The following is an 18,539-nucleotide window of genomic DNA, read 5'->3' as shown; positions in this document are numbered from 1 at the left end:
GCCTGTGCGGCCGCACAGGCTCACCGGAAGGTGATCGGCACCCACTGCGCGGTCAGAAACAGCGCCGCGAAAAGCAGGGCATAGGTTCCCAGAACCCAGGCCAGGGATGTGGGCAGCGGCAGTTCCCGCATGTGCATATGCATGTGCATGCCGGGCATTGTGCCCATGGCATTGTCTTTCGACATCGGCATATCCATCGCCATCCCCGCATGGCCGGGCATGGTCATGGCCGGTGCGGCCTTCATGCCGGCGGGGGCGGTGTCCATCCCGGTGGCGCTGTGCCCCAGCTGTGGGGCGGGCCCATCGGCTCCGGGCAGCGTCATGCAGCCATGCTTGAGATGGTTCGCCACCAGCCATCGGTTGATCGGAAAGGCCACCACGCCGCCGACAATCGAGGCAAGGCCCATGCGGAACCAGAATGAAGGGTCCGCCGGATTGCCGGATCCGGGCCAGAATGCCTCAAGAATGACCATGACGGGAATCATGCCGGTCATCACCATGTTCATGGAGACGGTTTCGGCGAAGATGGTCTTGCGTACAGCCTTGAAATAGTCGCCGCCATACATTCCGCGCATCATGAGCGCCTGAAAGACGAACAGGCCGGAGACGAAGCCCGCCAGATACTCGATCGTCACATCCCAGCCATTGCTCAGGCCCAGCAGCGGAACGATGGAGGCCGCGACGATGACGCCGGTTGCATCACCGGCAAGGCAGTGCATCTCGCTGTTCACCGCCTGCTTCCACAAGGGCCGTGTATAGGCCTCATGCCCGCCCGGGAACGGACGGCGACAGGCGAGCAGATAAAAGAACAGGCCGACCGGCCCGGTATAAAAGGTGACCAGAATCCAGGCGATACGCTGGACCCAGCTTGTCACCCCATTGGTCAGGGAGTCCCAGATCACAAAGACGAGGCTCGCCCCGGTCAATGTAAACCAGACCCACATTGCTCCAGCCAACATCTCAGCTCCCCCGGCATCGACAGGCAGGCTAGTATGATCGGGTGGATACTGTCATGTCCAGCGTGTTTTTTGGAAAGGCGCGGATGACGGTGAATATTCCTCTATGCGGTTAAGGTTTTTGCGTATGAAATATCACCCGCATATTTTCCTTTGCATGATAGTATACTTTGATTGGAATGTTGTGCGGCCTCATTCAGCGGCGGCAAGCCGGGAGGGATCGTAATTGAGAATGGGAGCAAGCCAGCGTTCGGCCTCTTCCACACTCCATCCCTTGCGGGCCGCATAGTCTTCCACCTGATCGCGCTCGATGCGCCCCACGCCGAAATAGGCGCTTTCCGGGTGGGAGAAATACAGGCCCGAAACGGCGGAGCCCGGCCACATGGCGAAGCTCTCGGTGAGCTTCAGGCCAATGCGCGCTTCCGCATCCAGTAGGTCGAACAAGGTCGCCTTCTCGGTATGGTCGGGCTGGGCCGGATAGCCGGGGGCCGGGCGGATGCCGCGATACTTTTCGCCGATCAGATCCTCGTTCGAGAGATCCTCCTCCGCCGCATAACCCCAATAGGTGGTGCGCACGCGCATGTGCATGCGTTCGGCAAAGGCTTCGGCCAGACGGTCGCACAGCGCCTTGAAGAGGATGGAGGAGTAATCATCATGCGCGGCCTTGAATTCCGCGATCTTCTCATCCTCGCCAATGCCGGTGGTGACAGCAAAGCCGCCGATATAATCGGGGATGCCGCTTTCCAGCGGGGCCACGAAGTCTGACAGGGCCAGATTCAGCCGCCCCTCACGCTTGGCCAGTTGCTGGCGCAGCGTGTGGAGGGTGGCGAGCGTGCTGCCGCGATTGTCATTGCTGAACAGCACAATGTCATCGCCAACTGCATTGGCCGGCCAGAAGCCGATGACCGCGCGGGCCTCCACCCACTTTTCGGTGACGATCTTCTCCAGCATGGCCTGTGCATCACGGAAGAGATTGCGTGCGGTTTCACCCACCACCTCATCCTGAAGGATAGCCGGGTAACGACCGCGCAGCTCCCATGACTGGAAGAAGGGCGTCCAGTCGATGAAGGGCACGAGGTCCGCAAGGTCGTAATCGGTGAAGACCTGTGTACCGAGGAAACCCGGCTTGGGCGGAACATAGCCGGCAAAATCAATCTTCAGCGCATTCTCGCGCGCCCTGGCCAGCGGCACGCGCTGCTTCTGTGCATCCGCGCGGGCGTGGGCCTCGGCCACTTTCTGGTATTCCGCACGAATATCCGCCACATAGGCCCCGCGGGTCTCGGTATTGAGCAGGTTGGAGACGACGCCCACCGCGCGGCTGGCATCGGTCACATACACCGCCTGACCGCGCACATATTGCGGGGCGATCTTCACCGCCGTGTGCACGCGCGATGTGGTGGCCCCGCCGATCAGCAGAGGCACCTCGAAACCTTCGCGCTCCATTTCGGCGGCCACATTCACCATCTCGTCGAGCGAGGGGGTGATGAGGCCGGACAGGCCGATGACATCGACCTTTTCCTTCTTCGCGGTTTCCAGAATCTTGGCTGCCGGCACCATCACGCCGAGGTCCACCACCTCGTAATTGTTGCACTGGAGCACGACGCCCACGATGTTCTTGCCGATATCGTGCACATCGCCCTTCACGGTCGCCATCAGCACCTTGCCGGCGGCCTGTGAGCCGGTCTGGCCGGTTTCCTCCTTTTCCTTCTCCATGAAGGGCATGAGGTAGGCCACGGCCTGCTTCATCACGCGGGCGGATTTCACCACCTGCGGCAGGAACATCTTGCCCGCGCCGAACAGGTCTCCCACCACATTCATGCCGTCCATCAGCGGGCCTTCGATGACGTGCAGCGGGCGCGCCACCTGCTGGCGGGCTTCCTCGGTGTCGGCCTCCACATAATCGGTGATGCCGTTGACGAGGGCATGGGCGATGCGCTTCTCCACCGGCCATGTGCGCCAGGTGAGATCGGCTTCCTTCTTTTCCTTGCCCTGTCCGCGAAATTCCTCGGCAATCTCCAGCAGGCGCTCGGTGGAATCGGCGCGGCGGTTGAGCACCACATCCTCGCACGCCTCGCGCAGGCGCGGCTCGATCTCGTCATAAACCACGAGCTGGCCGGCATTCACGATGCCCATATCCATGCCCACCTTGATGGCATGGTAGAGGAATACGGAGTGCATCGCCTCGCGCACCGGCTCGTTTCCGCGGAAGGAGAAGGAGAGGTTGGACACGCCGCCGGAAATATGCGCATGCGGCAGGTTCTTGCGGATCCACTCCGTTGCATTGATGAAGTCGACGCCATAATTGGCGTGCTCCTCAATACCGGTCGCCACCGCGAACACGTTCGGATCGAAGATGATGTCCTCGGGCGGGAAGCCCATTTCGGTCAATATCTTGTAGGCGCGGGCGCAGATCTCGGTCTTGCGTTCATAGGTATCGGCCTGCCCGGTTTCGTCAAAGGCCATCACCACCACGGCGGCGCCATAGCGGCGCACCAGTTCGGCATGGTGGCGGAACGCCTCCTCGCCTTCCTTCAGCGAGATGGAGTTGACGATGCCCTTGCCCTGAATGCACTTCAGGCCCTTCTCGATGACGCTCCATTTGGAGCTGTCCACCATCACCGGCGCCTTGGCGATGTCCGGCTCGGACGCGACAAGGTTGAGGAAGGTGACCATGGCGGCCTCGCTGTCCAGCAGGCCCTCGTCCATGTTCACGTCGATCACCTGCGCGCCGCTCTCCACCTGGTCACGCGCGACAGCCAGCGCCGCCGGATAATCACCATTGGTGATGAGCTTGCGGAAGCGCGCCGAGCCGGTGACATTGGTACGCTCGCCGATATTCACGAAGGGAATGGCGGGGGTCAGCTCGAACGGCTCAAGGCCGGAAAGGCGCAGCATCGGCTTGATGACGGGGATCGGGCGCGGCGGCTTGCCCGCCACCGCATTGGCGATGGCGCGGATATGGTCCGGCGTGGTGCCGCAGCAGCCGCCCACAATGTTCACGAGGCCGGAGGAGGCGAACTCCTCGATCAGGGCCGCCATCGCCTCCGGGCTTTCGTCATAAAGTCCGAATTCGTTGGGCAGGCCGGCATTGGGATAGGCGCAGACCAGTGTATCCGCCACCCGGCCGATCTCGGCGATATGGGCGCGCATTTCCTTCGCGCCCAGCGCGCAGTTCAGGCCGATGGAAAATGGCCTGGCATGGTTCACCGAATACCAGAAGGCCGCCGGCGTCTGCCCCGAAAGGGTGCGGCCGGAAAGATCGGTGATGGTGCCGGAGATCATCACCGGCAGGCGCACGCCTTCTTCCGCATAGACCTGCTCGATGGCGAAAATGGCGGCCTTGGCGTTCAGCGTGTCGAAGATGGTCTCGACCAGCATGATGTCCGCCCCGCCCTTGATGAGCCCGCGCACCTGCTCGGCATAGGCGGTGGCCAGATCATCGAAGGTGACGGCGCGAAAGCCGGGGTCGTTCACATCCGGGGAGATGGAGGCGGTGCGGTTGGTGGGGCCGAGCGCGCCGGCCACGAAACGGCGGCGGCCATCCTTCTTCTCGGCCAGAATCGCGGCTTCCTTGGCAAGCCGCGCGCTCTCCACGTTCAGCTCATAGGCAAGGCTTTCCATCGCATAGTCGGCCTGTGCGATGGTGGTGGAGGAGAAGGTATTGGTCTCGACGATATCGGCGCCCGCAAGGAAATATTGCAGGTGAATGTCGCGCACCGCATCCGGCTGGGTCAGGCTGAGAAGGTCGTTATTGCCCTTCACATCCTGCTTCCAGTCGGCAAAACGCGCCCCGCGATAGCCGGCTTCATCCAGCTTCAGGGCCTGGATCATGGTGCCCATGGCCCCGTCGAGCACCAGGATGCGCTCGCGGGCGGCGGCATTGAGGGCGGCGAAGATATCGTTGGCGCTCATGGTTCAGGTCTCTGAGGCTCGGGGCATCGGCCATGGTTCATGATGAAGGCCATGGTCGCCTCTTGAAAGCGTTTTGCTGCAGGGCTGCCTCGCGCATATGGGGCAGCTCCTGCTCCGGTAACAGGGGGGCGCGCAGTGGCGGGGCGCCCGGATCGTTCGGTTCTCAGCCGGCCATCTGCGTCGCCGGAGCCTGGCCGACCTTCGGGCGCAGCCCCAGAAGATGGCAGATGGCATAGACGAGATCAGCGCGGTTGAGCGTGTAGAAGTGGATTTCGGTGACACCGCGGTCCACCAGATCCATCACCTGTTCGGCGGCGATGGCAGCGGCGATGAGCTTGCGTGTCTCCGGGTCATTGTCCAGCCCCTCGAAGCGCTTGAGCAGCCAGGCCGGCACGCTGGCGCCGGTGCGGGCGGCAAAGCTGGAGGCCTGCTTGAAGTTGGTCACAGGCAGAATGCCCGGCACGATCGGAATGTCGATGCCATGGGCACGCACCTTGTCGAGATAACGGAAATAGATGTCATTCTCGAAGAAGAACTGGGTGATGGCGCGGGTTGCCCCCGCTTCCACCTTGGCTTTCAGATGGCCAAGATCCGCCTCGATGCTCGGGCTTTCCGGGTGCTTTTCGGGATAGGCGGACACCGACACCTCGAAATCACCGATCGCTCGGATGCCCTTCACCAGATCATCCGCATAGGCATAGCCCTGCGGGTGGGGCACATAGGGGGTGCCGACACCGGTAACCGGGTCACCGCGCAGGGCGACGATGTGATTGATGCCGGCCGCCTTGTAGGAGCGGATCACCTCGTCCACCTCATCGCGGCTGGCGGCGACGCAGGTGAGATGGGCGGCGGGCTTGAGGTTCGTCTCATGGGCGATGCGCGCCACCGTATTGTGGGTGCGCTCCCGCGTGGAGCCGCCCGCGCCATAGGTGACCGAAACGAATTTCGGCCCCAGCGGGGCGAGACGGTCGATGGAGGCCCACAGGGTCTTTTCCATCTCCTCGGTCCGCGGGGGGAAAAACTCGAAGGAGACGGAAACGGGCGCGCGCTCCGTTTCGCGGCTGGCACGCACAGAACCACTCATCACGCCACCTCTTTGTTGCCGGCGGACTGGCGGTCCGCCGGGCTGTCATTGCTTCCCGCCAGCAACAGTCGCGGGTCGCGCGCCTGCCACAGCGAAACGGTCAGGGCATCCCCGGTGCGCCGCCCGGGCGCCAGGGTGCGGTAACGCTCCGGCACAAGGCCGGCGCTGGTCAGCCAGCCTTCCATCACCTCGCGGGAGAAGCCGAGCCGGCGATGGGCGTGGCTCTCGCGCAGGAATTCCAGATCATGCGGGGCAAAATCCACCACCAGCAGCCGCCCGCCCGGGCGCAGCACGCGCGCCGCCTCGGCAATGGCGCGGCTGGCATCTTCCAGAAAATGCAGCACCTGATGGATGATCACCGCATCAAAGGAATCGCGCGGGGCGGGAATGGCGTAGATATCGCTCTGGCGCAGCTGGCAGTTGCGGATACCGGCATGGTCGAGATGGGTGCGGGCCACGGCCAGCATGTCGGGCGAAAGGTCCAGCCCCAGACCGCGCTCGATATCCGGCGCGAACACCTCCAGCATGCGGCCGGTGCCGGTGCCAAGGTCGAGAAGGGTGCGGATCGGCCTGTCGGCCAGAATCTCGCGCATGGCGGCTTCCACCGCCTCTTCCGGCACATGCAGCTTGCGGATTTCATCCCATTCGCGCGCATGGCTGGAGAAATAGGCCTGCGCCGCCACCGCCCGGGCATTGCGCACCGCATCCAGCCGCTCCCGGTCGCGCGCCAGTACAGGATCGGTCCGGTCCAGAAGCTCCAGCAGGCGGGAGACAACCTGCCCGCCCGGGCCCTCATGCGCCCGGCGGTAGAAGATCCAGCTCGCCTCGCGATGGCGCTCCACCAGACCGGCTTCCGCCAGCAGCTTGAGATGGCGCGAGATGCGGGGCTGGGACTGGCCCAGAATTTCGGTCAGGTCCGAGACCGTCAGCTCCGCCTCGGCCAGCACCGCGATGAGGCGCAGGCGCGTATCCTCCCCCGCCGCCTTCAGGGCGTCGAGCAGGAGGGTGAAGGGCAGGAGGTGCGAGGCATCTTCGGACATAAAGATATGTTTATATCTGTCCCCGGCTGATTTCAAGGCCGGATTGCAGCCCTTGTCATCGTCCGGAGGGGCGGCAGAATCGCTTGCGCCGCCGCCTGCAAAACAGGCGACGGCGCAAATGGTGTGGCAGAGGGGCGGGTCAGCGGGCCTTTCAGGCCGCCTTGCGCTCCTCGATCAGCTTCACGAACCGCTTGAACAGATAGTGGCTGTCCTGCGGGCCGGGGCTCGCCTCGGGGTGATACTGCACGGAGAAGACCGGCTTGCCCACCAGTTCCAGCCCCGCATTGGAGCCATCGAACAGGGAGACATGGGTTTCCTTCACATGGGCCGGCAGGGTCTCCCGGTCCACGGCGAAACCGTGGTTCATGGAGGTGATTTCCACCTTGCCGGTGGACAGGTCCTTCACCGGGTGATTCGCCCCGTGATGGCCCTGATGCATCTTCAGCGTCTTTGCACCCAGCGCGATGCCCAGCATCTGGTGGCCGAGGCAGATGCCGAAGACCGGAATGCCGGTCTCGATCAGCTCGCGGATGACGGGCACGGCATATTCGCCGGTGGCCGCCGGGTCGCCGGGGCCATTCGAGAGGAAGATGCCATCGGGCTTCAGCGCCAGAACATCCGCGGCGCTGGTGTCGGCAGGCACCACCGTGACCTTGCAGCCGGCCGCGGCCAGCAGGCGCAGAATGGCGCGCTTCACGCCATAGTCCAGCGCCACCACATGGTAGCGGGGCTCCTCCAGCTGGCCATAGCCATCCGGCCACTGCCAGGGGGTCTGCGTCCAGTCCACGCGCTGGGCGGTGGTGACGGCGGGGGCAAGGTCCATGCCCTCCAGGCCCGGCCAGGCCTTCGCCTCGGCAATGAGGGCGTCAATGTCGAACTTGCCATCGGCCGAATGGGCGATGACGGCATTTGGCATGCCCTTCTCGCGGATGAGGGCGGTGAGGGCGCGCGTGTCGATGCCGGTGATGCCGGGAATGCCGCGGGCCTTCAGCCACTCATGCAGGTGCTGGCTGGCGCGGTAGTTGGACGGGTCCGTCACCGCCGTGCGCAGCACCACGCCCCGCACGCCGGAAACAGCTGCGGCGGACACCGTCTCGATGTCCTCGTCATTGGTGCCCACATTGCCGATATGCGGGAAGGTGAAGGTGATGATCTGCCCGTTATAGGAGGGGTCCGTGAGCACCTCCTCATAGCCGGTCATGGCGGTGTTGAAGCAGACTTCGCCGACATGACGCCCTTCCGCGCCAATGCCGAAGCCCTCCAGCACCGTGCCGTCCGCAAGCACGAGCAGGGCCGTGGGGGTGGGCTCACTCCAGCTGTCCGCTTTGGAGGAGCCATTCTGGGGCTGATCTTGTTCGTTTGTCATGGATGGCCTAGATAGAGGCTTGCGCGTCGCGTTTCCAGCGTCCGCGCGCGAAATAATATGCTGATACCCAGCGAACGGGTGCGTGCTTTCGTCGTCGCTCATTTCAGGTCTGTGTGCAAGCCATGAAAAGGGGCGCATCGCAGATGGCGGCAGATGCGGAATGCACCCGGCCAGATGTTGGAAAATCTGGTTCCCGGAAGCGGCAAAGGCTTTTGGTCGTGATATTCGGCGGCATCTGCCAGCGCTTCGGGAGGAGGCATGGCATGGGTGCCATGAGCCCGGCGCATAATGGGTGGCGCCGGTTTCTCGCGAACAGTTGAATCTTGTAAGGAACGTGCTCCGTGCTTCGTGACGACATCAATGCCGCGCTGAAAGAGGCGCTGAAGGCCCAGGAAAAGCGTCGTACCTCGACCCTGCGTCTCATCAACGCCGCCATCAAGGACCGCGACATCGAGCAGCGTGGGCAGGGCAAGGACCCGCTCACCGATGACGAAGTGCTGGCCCTGCTGGCCAAGATGGTGAAGCAGCGCGAAGAAAGCGCCCGCCTTTATGATGAGGGAGGCCGCCCGGATCTGGCCGATCAGGAGCGCGGGGAAATCATCTATATCAAGGCTTTCATGCCCCAGCAGCTCGGGGAGGAGGAGACCCGCGCTGCCATTGCCGCCATCATCGCCGAGATCGGCGCGAGCGGCATCAAGGACATGGGTCGCACCATGGCGCTGCTGAAGGAGCGCCATGCCGGCGCGCTCGATTTCGGCAAGGCCTCGCAGTGGGTGAAGGACGCGCTGACAGCCGCCGGCTGAAGGCCCGCCCTCTCCGCCCGCCGGTTCCCGGCGGGTGGGGTGATTCGCCTGCTGTCCGCGGCATGTGCGCCTTTCATCTGGTCTGTGCCGCCCGATATGCTAGAAGCGAACCACGATCTTGAACGGTTTCAGGAAAAGCGGGCCCGTCCCGCCTGAAGCCGTGCAGGGCAACGAACCGGAGCATCTCCGCCGGCCCGGCCTGCGGGGGTGACATGGGGACCCGACACAGCCGATGGATGACATCACCCGGTGGGCCGAGTTGCCGCGCATGCTGCGTGCGCGCGGTGTAAGCGCGGTTCTGGGGCCCACCAACACCGGCAAGACCCATCTCGCCATCGAACGCATGCTGGCGCATGAGAGCGGCCTCATCGGCCTGCCGCTGCGCCTGCTGGCGCGCGAGGTCTATCAGCGTGTGGTGGAGAAGGTGGGGGCGGATGTCGTCGCCCTTGTCACCGGCGAGGAAAAGATCAAACCGAAAAAGGCCCGCTACTGGATTTCCACGGTCGAGGCCATGCCGCGCGATCTGGATGTGGCGTTCGTCGCCATCGACGAGGTCCAGCTCGCCACCGATTTCGATCGCGGCCATGTGTTTACCGAGCGGGTGCTGAACCGGCGCGGGCGGCATGAGACCATGCTGCTGGGTTCCGCCAGCATGCGCCCGCTGCTGGAACAGCTGATTCCCGGCCTGAAGGTGGTGGAGCGTCCGCGCCTGTCCCAGCTGACCTTTGCCGGCGAGCGCAAGATTTCCCGCCTGCCGCCGCGCAGCGCCATTGTCGCCTTCTCGGCCGATGAGGTCTACGCCATTGCCGAGTTCATCCGTCGCCAGCGCGGGGGCGCGGCGGTGGTGATGGGGGCGCTTTCCCCCCGCACCCGCAATGCGCAGGTGGAGCTCTACCAGCGCGGCGATGTGGATTATCTGGTCGCCACCGATGCCATCGGCATGGGCCTCAATCTGGATGTGGACCATGTGGCCTTCGCCGCGGACAGCAAGTTCGATGGCTGGCAGTTCCGCCGACTCAATCCGGGCGAAATGGCCCAGATCGCCGGACGTGCGGGCCGGGCCATGCGCGATGGCACATTCGGCACCACGGGCGGTTGTCCACCTTTTGAGGAGGAACTCGTGCTCCGGCTGGAGGAGCATGCGTTCGACAATGCAAAGGTGTTGCAATGGCGCAACGCTGTGCTGGACTATCGTTCCATCCCGGCGCTTCTGGCCTCCCTCTCACGCCCTCCAAAAGAGCAGGGGCTGACCCGCGCACCGACCGCGGATGATGTCTCGGTTCTCGAATTCCTGAGCCGTGACAATGAGGTAGGCCGGAAGGCCTCAAGCCCGGAACGGGTGGCACAACTTTGGGATGTGTGTCAGGTTCCAGATTACCGCAAGGTGTCTCCGGGGGCTCATGCCGAGCTCGTGTCGCACCTTTTCGGCCATCTGGAGGGGGGCGGACATATCCCCGACGAGTGGTTTAAACGTCAAATCGCCTTGACCGATCGCGCGGAAGGCGACATCGACACCTTGTCGCGTCGGATTGCGCAGGTGAGGACACTCACCTTCGTTGCAAACCGGCCTGATTGGCTCAAGGATCCGGAGCACTGGCAAGGCGTCACCAGAGGAGTCGAAGACAAACTTTCCGATGCTTTGCACGAAAGGCTGGCTCAGCGTTTCGTGGACCGGCGGACCAGCGTGCTCATACGGCGCCTGCGAGAGAACAAGATGCTCGAAACTGAAATCAGCAAGACCGGCGACGTTACCGTCGAAGGACATATCATCGGCCAGATCCATGGCTTCCAGTTCGCAGCCGACCCGACAGCGGGCGGCGAGGAGGCCAAGGCGCTGCGCGCCGCCGCCCAGAAGGCGCTGGCGGGCGAGATCGAAGCCCGCGCCCAGCGCCTCTCCCAGGCGGTGGATGAAGCCTTCGTGCTGACCGCCGATGGCACCATTCGCTGGACCGGCGAAGCCGTGGCCAAGCTCATTCCCGGTGATGAAGTGCTCAAGCCGCGCTTCAAGATCATCGCCGACGAGCATCTCACGGGCCCCGCGCGCGATCAGGTGGATGCCCGCCTGGCGCTGTGGATCTCGGCCCATATCGAGAAGCTGCTTGGCGCGCTGGACAAGCTGGCCACCGCCGAGGATGTCACCGGCATTGCCCGGGGCATCGCCTTCCAGCTGGTCGAATCACTGGGCGTGCTGGAGCGCGCGCGCGTGGCCGAGGAGATGAAGAGCCTCGACCAGACCGCCCGCGCCACCCTGCGCGGCTATGGCGTGCGCTTTGGCGCCCATCACATCTACATGCCGCTGCTGCTCAAGCCCGCGCCGCGTGCGCTGGCGCTTCAGCTCTATGCGCTCAAGCATGGCGGTCTGGCCCAGAAGGGGCTGGACGAGCTGCCGCATCTGGCCGCTTCCGGGCGCACATCCATTCCCGTGGATCACGAGATCCAGAAGGGACTGTATCGTGCCGTCGGCTTCCGGGTGTGCGGCGAGCGGGCCGTGCGTGTCGATATTCTGGAACGTCTGGCAGACCTGATCCGTCCGGCACTGGACTGGCGCCCGGCCTCTCCCGGCCCCAAGCCCGCGGGCGCGGTGGACGGGCGCGGCTTTACCGTGACCGTGGCGATGACATCGCTGGCCGGCTGCGCGGGCGAGGATTTCTCCTCCATCCTGAAGTCGCTGGGCTATCGCATGGAGCGCCGTCCGGCCCCGCCGCCGGAAGCCGAGGCCGCACCTGCGGCGGAGCTCGCCCCCGTGCCTGAGGGCGCGATCGAGGCCGATCTGCTGATCGATGCCCCGGCTGAGGTCGCGGAAGAGGTGGCCGAGGCTGCTCCCGCTCCTGCCGAGGGCGTTGCGGAGGAGGCTCCGCAGGCTGAGGTGGTTGCCGAGATCACGCTGGATGCCGACGCCGCTGGGGCTGACGCGGTGGCGGTTGCGGAAGAAGCCGTTTCCGAGCCGGTGGAAGCCGTGGCGGAAGCTGCCGATGCCGAATCTGGCGCGGAAGCCGCCGAGACGCCGGCCGAGCCGGAGATGATCGAGGTCTGGCGTCCGGGTCGTCCGCCCGGAGCGCCGCGCCGTGAGCGTCATGGCCGCAATGCTCCGCGTGGTGGCGAGCAGGGCGGTGAGGGTGCCGGGCAGGGTGAGCGTCGCGAAGGCAGCAGCAAGGCGGCTGAACGCTTTGGCAATCGCCGTTTCGAGAAGCGCTCCGGTGAGGGCAGTGGCCCGCGCCGCCGCGAGCGTCCCGAAGGGGAGGGCGAGCGTGGTCCCCGCGCGCCGCGTCATGAGGGTCGTGGCCCGAAGGGCGACCAGCGCCATGAGCGTCCCGCTCATCAGGATCGCCGCCGCGAAAACAAGCAGGCGGACCCGGACAGCCCCTTCGCCGCGCTTGCCGCTCTCAAGGCGCGCATGGATACGGAGAAAAAGGGGAACTGAGCGGTGGACGCACCTGCCGAACGGCAGAGGCTGGACCGCTGGATCTGGCATGCACGGGTGGTACGCACCCGTGCGAGCGCCGCCGCATTGATTCGCGCAGGGCATGTGCGACTGGATGGCGCACGGGTCACAAGCCCTGCCCAGATGGTGCGAAAAGGGCAGGTGCTTACTATATCTCTGGATAGTCGCACCCGTTTGTTGCGCATTGTCGGCTTTGCTGAACGGCGCGGGGATGCTACATCGGTATCTGTGCTTTTCGATGAAATCACAGATTAATGAAGTTAAATAAGGAGAGCGCGGCTTTTCCCGCCCCGGATATCCGGTGGCGCAGGTAAGCGCGACAAGGAAGACTCCAATGGCCTACGTCGTCACCGAGAACTGCATCCTCTGCAAATATACGGACTGTGTTGCCGTGTGCCCGGTGGACTGTTTCTACGAAGGCGAGAATTTCCTGGTCATTCACCCGGATGAATGCATCGATTGCGGCGTCTGCGAGCCGGAATGCCCGGCCGAGGCCATCAAGCCCGATTCGGAACCGGGCATGGAGAAGTGGCTCTCGGTGAATGCCGAATATGCAAAGGTGTGGCCCAACATCACCCTCAAGAAGGATCCGATGCCGGGTTATGAGGAATGGGACGGCAAGCCGGGCAAGGAAGAGAAGCTCTCTCCCAACCCCGGTGAAGGCGACTAGGCTTCTTCGCACTCATGCTGACATGTTCCCCGTTCGCGTGAGGCGGGGAACATGCTGCCTGTCGCGCAGGCGCACTCCGCGCGCGGGGTGGGGGCTTGCGCGCAATGCCCCAGTATTTCAGGCCGGGCGCGGCCTTTGCCGTTCCAAGACACGGCATTTTGGACTATATGGCCGCCATGCTCGAACACACCGAAACCGGGGCGGACCGGACGGCAAGCCTGCCCGATTATGCCCGTCGTCGCACCTTTGCCATCATCGCCCATCCGGACGCGGGTAAGACCACGCTCACGGAAAAGCTCCTCCACGCCTCCGGCGCCATCCGTCTTGCGGGCCATGTGAAGGCGCGCGGCGAACGCCGCCGCACCCGCTCGGACTGGATGGAGATCGAGCAGCAGCGCGGTATTTCCGTCACCTCCTCGGTGATGACATTCGAGCAGGACGGCATCGTCTTCAACCTGCTCGACACGCCCGGCCACTCGGACTTCTCGGAAGATACCTATCGCACCCTTTCGGCCGTGGATGCGGCGGTGATGGTGATCGACGTCGCCAAGGGCATCGAGAGCCAGACCCGCAAGCTGTTCGAGGTCTGCCGCCTGCGTGATATTCCGATTTTCACCTTCATCAACAAGGTGGACCGCGAGGGGCAGGACCCGCTCTCGCTGATGGACGACATCTCCGCATCGCTGGCGCTCGATCTCACCCCCATGTCCTGGCCCATCGGCCTCGGGGTGGATTTCCGCGGGCTGATCGACATTCCCAACAGGAAGGCCTTGCTCGCCACCACGCGCGGCGGCCCGCTCACCCGTGAAGTCCCCTTCAATGAGCCGGAGGAGCTGCTGGGTCTCGATGGTGTCGAGGAAAACATCATGGCCGAGGCGGTGGAGGGGCTCACCCTTGCGCTCGGCGTGCTGCCGCCCTTCGATCTGGCATCCTTCCGCGAGGGGCATCTCTCGCCGGTCTATTTCGGCAGTGCGCTGAAGGAAACCGGTGTTGCCCCGCTGCTGGCGGGCCTGAGCAGGCTTGGCCCCTGCCCGGTGCCGCGTGCCGCCAGGGGGCGCGAGGTGGAGCCGGGAGAGAAGATGGTCTCCGGCTTCGTGTTCAAGGTTCAGGCCAATATGGACCCGAACCATCGTGACCGCGTGGCCTTTGTGCGCCTGTGCTCCGGCATCTTCAAGCGCGGCATGAAGCTGTTCAACCCGCGCGAAAAGCGCAACATGGCCATCGCCAACCCCATCTTCTTCTTCGCGCAGGACCGCGAGACAGTGGATGAGGCTGTCGCCGGCGACATTATCGGCATTCCCAACCACGGCATGCTGCGGGTGGGCGATACGCTCTCCGAAGGCGAAAGCATCCGCTTTGAGGGCCTGCCGGACTTCGCGCCCGAAATCCTGCGGCGCGTGCTGCTGTCAGACCCGATGAAGGCCAAGCAGCTCCAGAAGGCCTTGCAGGACATGGCCGAGGAGGGGGTGACGCAGGTCATCAAGCCCTTCTTCGATCCCGCCCCCATTGTCGGCGTGGTGGGCATGCTCCAGCTCGATGTGCTCTCCGCGCGCCTCGAAAAGGAATATGGCGTGCCGATTCGCTACGAGACCACCTCCTATGTCACCGCCCGCTGGATTGTCGGCGACAAGGATGAGGTGGAGCGCTTCATGGAGGGCAACCGGTCCTCCACCGGGCGTGATCGTGACGAGGCGCCGGTCTATCTCGCCCGCAGCCAGTGGGTGCTGGATCGCGCCATCGAGGAATGGCCGAAACTGAAATTCGTGGCCGTGAAAGAGCGCGCCTGAGCGCCCCTGCCTCTCTTTTCCCTATTCATATGGCCGCATGCATCGGCCGGACGGAGGAAACCCATGTCCGACACAGCACAGCTTTCGACCATCATTGACGCCGCTTTTGAAAACCGCGCCGAGATCGGCTTCTCCACGCAGGGTGAAGTGCGCGATGCCGTGAACACCGCGCTGAACCTGCTGGATTCCGGCAAGGCGCGCGTCGCCGAAAAGGGCGCCGATGGCAACTGGAAGGTGAACCAGTGGCTGAAGAAGGCGGTTCTGCTGTCCTTCCGCCTCAACGACATGGCGGTGATTCCCGGCGGCCCCGGCGGCGCCAACTGGTGGGACAAGGTGCCCTCCAAGTTCGAGGGCTGGGGCGAGGCCGAGTTCCGCGCCGCGGGCTTCCGCGCCGTGCCGGGTGCCGTGGTGCGCCGCTCGGCCTATATCGCGCCGAATGTGGTGCTGATGCCGTCCTTCGTGAATCTCGGCGCGCATGTGGCCGAGGGCACCATGGTGGATACATGGGCAACGGTAGGCTCCTGCGCGCAGATCGGCAGGAATGTGCATCTTTCCGGCGGCGTCGGCATTGGCGGTGTGCTGGAGCCGCTTCAGGCCGGCCCTGTCATCATCGAGGACAACTGCTTCATCGGCGCGCGTTCGGAAGTGGTGGAAGGCGTGATCGTGCGTGAGGGGGCGGTGCTCTCCATGGGCGTGTTCATCTCCGCCACCACCAAGATCATCGACCGCAACACCGGCGAAATCTTCATCGGCGAAGTGCCGGCTTTTTCGGTGGTGGTGCCCGGCAGCCTGCCCGGCAAGGCGCTGCCGGATGGCACGCCCGGCCCCTCGCTCTCCTGCGCTGTCATCGTCAAGCGGGTGGATGCGCAGACCCGCGCCAAGACCTCGATCAACGATCTGCTGCGCGACTGATCGGCCCCTGCCGGGCGGAAAATCCGGCGTCATGGTTAACAGAGTGTTTCACGGGAAACATTCTGCTTCCGGCCTCACATCAAAAGGCTCCCTTCCGCTGCCGGAAGGGAGCCTTTTTCTTTCAGGGGGATGAATGCCGGAACGGCCATATGCTCCGGTGCAGACAATACGGTGCCGGATGAAAGAATCGTCATGCCCGCTTTGAGGCATGCCCATTGCGCGCCGGGCATGGCGTATGCTTCTCCGCGGCTTTTCAGGCCGAGAGGGGCAGGGAGCCGGCCCCGTGCGGGGTGTGGGACGCGTCAGCCGCGTGCGGCCAGCACCTTCAGCACCCCATCCACCCATTCCGGAACGGCCGTGCTTGCCGGTCCGTAATAGCGCTCCTCGAAGGCCGGGGCGTTTTCAGAAGGTTCGAGATTGATCTCGCAGGTGCGCAGGCCCAGATAGCGGGCCTCATTCACGAAGCCGGCGGCCGGATAGACCGAGCCGGACGTGCCGATGGATACGAACAGGTCCGAATCCTCCAGCGCATGCTGGATATCGTCCATATAGAGCGGCACCTCGCCGAACCAGACGATGTGCGGACGCAGCGTGCCATGGCTGTGGCAGGCCGGGCATGTCTCGTCCCGTCCCAGATCATCATCCCATGGCATGACCCTGGCGCAGACCATGCAGCGGGCCTTGCGCAGCTCGCCATGCATGTGCAGCACATGGCGCGAGCCGGCGCGCTCATGCAGGTCGTCGATATTCTGCGTGCACAGGAACAGCTCGCCGCCGCGTGCGCCCAGGCCATCCTCAAGGCGGGCCAGCGCCGCATGGGCGGGGTTGGGAGAGGCTGTGAGCAGCTTCTGGCGACGGGCATTATAAAAGGCGTGGACCAGATCCGGGTCCGCCTCGAAGCCTTCCGGAGAGGCCAGTTTCATGGGGTCGAAGCGGGCCCAGGCGCCATCCTTGTCGCGAAAGGTCCCCATGCCGCTTTCCGCGGAAATGCCTGCTCCGGTGAGAACGAAGATCTTCATCGGTAGGCCCCTGACATTTTCAGATGATGCCGTGGCGGTGTGGCCCGCCACGGCATGTGTCATGTCCGCCTGAAGATCACTCAGAGATCTTGCGGGCGCGGCTGCCCAGCGTGCGCAGGCGCAGCGCGTTCAGCTTGATGAAGCCGGCGGCATCGCGGTGGTCATAGGCCACGGCGCCTTCCTCGAAGGTCACCAGTTCCTGATTGTAGAGCGAATAGGGGCTCACGCGGCCCACCACCGTGGCATTGCCCTTGTAGAGCTTCACGGTGACCTCGCCGGTCACATAGGTCTGGGTGTGGTCGATCGCGGCCTGCAGCATCTCGCGCTCGGGCGAGAACCAGAAGCCGTTATAGATCAGCTCCGCATAGCGGGGCATCAGCTCATCCTTGAGATGGGCCGCGCCGCGATCCAGGGTGATGCTTTCCATGCCGCGGTGGGCGGCAAGCAGGATGGTGCCGCCGGGGGTCTCGTAGACGCCGCGGCTCTTCATGCCGACGAAGCGGTTTTCCACCAGATCGAGCCGGCCGATGCCATTGGCCTTGCCCAGCTCGTTCAGGCGGGTCAGCAGGCTGGCCGGGGAGAGGGCCTCGCCATTGATGGCCACCGCATCACCGCGCTCGAAGGCGATGGTGATGAGGGTGGCCTCATCGGGTGCATCCTCGGGCGAAATGGTGCGCTGATAGACATATTCCGGCGCGTCCTCGGCCGGGTCTTCCAGCACCTTGCCCTCGGAGGAGGAGTGCAGGAGATTCGCGTCCACCGAGAAGGGGGCCTCGCCGCGCTTGTCCTTGGCGATCGGAATCTGGTGCTGTTCGGCGAACTCCAGCAGGCGGGTGCGGGAGGTCAGGTCCCATTCGCGCCAGGGGGCGATGACGGTGATGTCGGGATCGAGCGCGTAATAGGCCAGCTCGAAGCGCACCTGATCATTGCCCTTGCCGGTGGCGCCATGGGAAACCGCATCGGCGCCGACCTTGCGGGCGATCTCGATCTGCTTCTTCGAGATCAGCGGCCGGGCGATGGAGGTGCCGAGCAGATAGAGCCCCTCATAGACCGCATTGGCGCGGAACATGGGGAACACATAATCCCGCACGAACTCCTCGCGCACATCCTCAATGAAGATGTTCTCGTCCTTGATGCCGAGCAGTTGCGCCTTCTTGCGGGCCGGCTCCAGCTCCTCGCCCTGGCCGAGATCCGCCGTGAAGGTCACGACCTCGCAGTTATAGGTTGCCTGGAGCCACTTCAGAATCACAGAGGTGTCGAGCCCGCCAGAATAGGCCAGCACCACCTTCTTCACGTCACGCGCCATCTCGTCTCTCGGATGCGTTCGGGGAAAGTTGGGCGGACTATAGGCGCGTGTGCCGCCGTGGCAAGCGGTTGTGGCAATTCCGCCCCGTTGCGGGACACATTATCTTCATGCAGGCAGGCCCCGGCCGCATGTGTGACCTTGACGCCGCCCCATTCGACCCTTATACGGGCCGCTCCCGATACAGCGGGTGAGCTGCGCACAGGGCGACTTGTCCTGTCCTGCGTTCCCTGCATCATCTGACG

Annotated in this window: 14 protein-coding genes; 6 read left to right on the top strand and 8 right to left on the bottom strand. The window is 64.2% G+C overall.

The features are described 5' to 3' along the window. Window positions 1–20: 20 nt before the first annotated feature. The 5 genes from ACT6QG_RS04275 to carA form a co-directional block, all read right to left on the bottom strand. Window positions 21–959 carry a DUF4396 domain-containing protein gene (locus ACT6QG_RS04275; protein WP_444976368.1) on the bottom strand — a complete coding sequence of 313 codons (939 nt, stop codon included), beginning with the start codon at window positions 957–959 and terminating at the stop codon, window positions 21–23. 189 nt (window positions 960–1,148) lie between these two features. Beyond that, complete coding sequence (gene metH / locus ACT6QG_RS04270) at window positions 1,149–4,868, bottom strand: methionine synthase (RefSeq protein ID WP_444976367.1); 3,720 nt, start codon at window positions 4,866–4,868, stop codon at window positions 1,149–1,151. A gap of 163 nt (window positions 4,869–5,031) precedes the next feature. Continuing rightward, on the bottom strand, window positions 5,032–5,952 hold the full coding sequence (metF, locus tag ACT6QG_RS04265; protein WP_444976366.1) for a methylenetetrahydrofolate reductase [NAD(P)H]: 921 nt from the start codon (window positions 5,950–5,952) through the stop codon (window positions 5,032–5,034). Then, window positions 5,952–6,992 (bottom strand): ArsR/SmtB family transcription factor, encoded by a 1,041-nt coding sequence (locus tag ACT6QG_RS04260; RefSeq protein WP_444976365.1) that lies wholly within the window; start codon window positions 6,990–6,992, stop codon window positions 5,952–5,954. The genes metF and ACT6QG_RS04260 overlap by 1 nt, the downstream gene beginning before the upstream one ends. A 151-nt stretch (window positions 6,993–7,143) precedes the next feature. Beyond that, complete coding sequence (gene carA / locus ACT6QG_RS04255) at window positions 7,144–8,358, bottom strand: glutamine-hydrolyzing carbamoyl-phosphate synthase small subunit (protein ID WP_444976364.1); 1,215 nt, start codon at window positions 8,356–8,358, stop codon at window positions 7,144–7,146. Between the two features lie 341 nt (window positions 8,359–8,699). Here carA and ACT6QG_RS04250 point away from each other — a divergent pair, with 341 nt between their 5' ends. From ACT6QG_RS04250 to dapD, 6 genes are all read left to right on the top strand, one after another. Further along, window positions 8,700–9,161 (top strand): GatB/YqeY domain-containing protein, encoded by a 462-nt coding sequence (locus ACT6QG_RS04250; RefSeq protein ID WP_444976363.1) that lies wholly within the window; start codon window positions 8,700–8,702, stop codon window positions 9,159–9,161. Between the two features lie 232 nt (window positions 9,162–9,393). After that, window positions 9,394–12,582: a helicase-related protein gene (locus ACT6QG_RS04245; protein WP_444976362.1), complete on the top strand. Its 3,189-nt coding sequence runs from the start codon at window positions 9,394–9,396 to the stop codon at window positions 12,580–12,582. Window positions 12,583–12,585: 3 nt separating this feature from the next. After that, entirely contained in the window at window positions 12,586–12,858 is a 273-nt protein-coding gene (locus ACT6QG_RS04240; protein WP_444976361.1) for a S4 domain-containing protein, read from the top strand. A 79-nt stretch (window positions 12,859–12,937) separates the two neighbouring features. Beyond that, on the top strand, window positions 12,938–13,273 hold the full coding sequence (fdxA, locus tag ACT6QG_RS04235) for a ferredoxin FdxA (RefSeq protein WP_444976360.1): 336 nt from the start codon (window positions 12,938–12,940) through the stop codon (window positions 13,271–13,273). A gap of 176 nt (window positions 13,274–13,449) precedes the next feature. Beyond that, window positions 13,450–15,060: a peptide chain release factor 3 gene (locus tag ACT6QG_RS04230; RefSeq protein ID WP_444976359.1), complete on the top strand. Its 1,611-nt coding sequence runs from the start codon at window positions 13,450–13,452 to the stop codon at window positions 15,058–15,060. Between the two features lie 63 nt (window positions 15,061–15,123). Continuing rightward, window positions 15,124–15,972, top strand: a complete 849-nt coding sequence (gene dapD, locus ACT6QG_RS04225; RefSeq protein WP_444976358.1) for a 2,3,4,5-tetrahydropyridine-2,6-dicarboxylate N-succinyltransferase — start codon at window positions 15,124–15,126, stop codon at window positions 15,970–15,972. A 74-nt stretch (window positions 15,973–16,046) separates the two neighbouring features. On the opposite strand, the gene ACT6QG_RS04220 is transcribed toward dapD, so the two are convergent. The 3 genes from ACT6QG_RS04220 to ACT6QG_RS04210 all read right to left on the bottom strand — a co-directional run bounded on the left by ACT6QG_RS04220 (window position 16,047) and on the right by ACT6QG_RS04210 (window position 18,297). Next, a complete protein-coding gene (locus ACT6QG_RS04220) occupies window positions 16,047–16,202 on the bottom strand; it encodes a hypothetical protein (RefSeq protein ID WP_444976357.1) in 156 nt (51 codons plus the stop codon). A gap of 72 nt (window positions 16,203–16,274) precedes the next feature. Beyond that, window positions 16,275–16,991, bottom strand: a complete 717-nt coding sequence (locus ACT6QG_RS04215) for an NAD-dependent deacylase (protein ID WP_444976356.1) — start codon at window positions 16,989–16,991, stop codon at window positions 16,275–16,277. Between the two features lie 76 nt (window positions 16,992–17,067). Continuing rightward, window positions 17,068–18,297, bottom strand: a complete 1,230-nt coding sequence (locus ACT6QG_RS04210; RefSeq protein WP_444976355.1) for an argininosuccinate synthase — start codon at window positions 18,295–18,297, stop codon at window positions 17,068–17,070. Window positions 18,298–18,539: the final 242 nt, after the last annotated feature.

This window comes from Haloleucobacter ellipsoideus (assembly GCF_052491725.1).
This window is presented reverse-complemented; position numbering and strand designations above follow the sequence as displayed.